A 1,481-nucleotide genomic window follows, 5' to 3' on the forward strand; every position below is an offset into this window, starting at 1 on the left:
GTTCAATTGCGTGGCGAATGTGTGCAAGGGTGTGAAACCGTGAGCCTGTTCACTGCGCTGACGCGGCTGGCCCTGGCGGCGGTGTTGATGGGGGCGTCGCAGTTCGCGTCGGCGATGGTCTGCAAGTCGCTGAACGGCGGGAGCTACCTGAGCGAGTACATCGGTCCGGTGTCGGTCCCGGACACAGTGCCGGACGGCACGATTATCTGGCGCTCGAAAACCCATGTGGTCCCGGCCGACTGCTGGAAACTGTTCGACATCCATTACAAAGAAGATGACCCGATCTATTTTTACGGCAATCCGGCCGGGCTCAATGCCACCCCGTGGGGCATTGAATTCGGTCTGGTGTATCGCGGCGTGACGTCCTGGGACGGCGACTGGAGTTCCAACCCGACCCAGGGCGTCAACAGCGGCTTCATTTCCCGCGGTTGCCCGGATGCAACCAGCGGCGCCGACATGCTTGCCTGTTCGCGGGTGAGCCCGAGCATTGCGTTTCAGGTGGTGATCCGCAAGCGCGGGCTATTGCCGTTGCAGCGCCCCTCGCAAGATACCTACGACGTGTTCCAGTTCGACGGTCTCTATGGACTCAATGGCGGGCCGAGCAACCCGGCGGGCAACTTCCGTTTTCAACTCTCCGGCTTACAGAACATTGTCGGTACTGCGTGTACGGTCGATGTCAAGGTGACGCCGGAGCCGGGAATTGTCGACTTTGGTGTGATCCAGAAAACCACCACCGGTTTTTCACCGCCCAATCCGACCCGACCCTTCAGCCTGGCCCTGGAGAAAAAATGCAGCAGCGCAATCAACGTCGGTGCGACGTTCGTTACCAGCAACCAACAGGGTCTGTACAACATCCTGCCGGCCGCCGGCAGCCAGTTGGGCATTCAGGTGCGTGATGCACACAACAATCTGGTGCAGGTCAACGAACCTTTTCCCTTGGCGAATTTCCCGGCTCAGGTGAGCCATATCGACGTGCCGTTCAGTGCCACGGTGGTGTCGTTGGGTGACCCCGAAGTCGGGCCGTTCGAGGCCATTATGGTGGTGCAGATTGTTTACTACTGACGATTGGCGTCTCTTGGGAAAATTCCTACACGACCGCGGGATAAATCCTGCGTTCAGCGTGGCTTCCGCAGACCACTATTCCCTCTCCCGGGTCTATTGAGTGATTAAAGGACGATGACCTCCCCACGTATTCTGGTGCTGGAAAATCATGAGTTTGCCTGCAACGTGCTGGTCAGGATGTTGCATCGCCTGAGCGTGCGTGACGTGCTGCAAGCAGCGGATGCCGAACAGGCCATGGTGCAGATGCACCTGCGAGGCGGGGTCGATATCGTGATCTGTGACTTGACCGATCGTGGCCTCGATTGCCTTGAATTTTTGCGGGTTGCCAGCCAGAGCGGCATGGTACGCGCGGTGTTGCTGTGCAGTGAGCTGCCGCCGGAGTTGAGCCGCACGCTTGGGCAAATGGCCTCGCTGGCAGG

General features: G+C 59.3%; 1 protein-coding gene and 1 pseudogene. Both read left to right on the forward strand.

Translation table 11 applies throughout. The features are described from left to right. Window positions 1–1,062 (forward strand): fimbrial protein (locus tag DBR24_RS13080; protein ID WP_371921283.1); only part of this gene is annotated, 1,062 nt, incomplete at its 5' end. 114 nt (window positions 1,063–1,176) lie between these two features. Continuing rightward, window positions 1,177–1,481, forward strand: a pseudogene (locus DBR24_RS32100) (hypothetical protein); the annotation flags it as partial.

The organism is Pseudomonas sp. HMWF006 (assembly GCF_003061205.1).
GTDB lineage: Bacteria > Pseudomonadota > Gammaproteobacteria > Pseudomonadales > Pseudomonadaceae > Aquipseudomonas > Aquipseudomonas monsensis.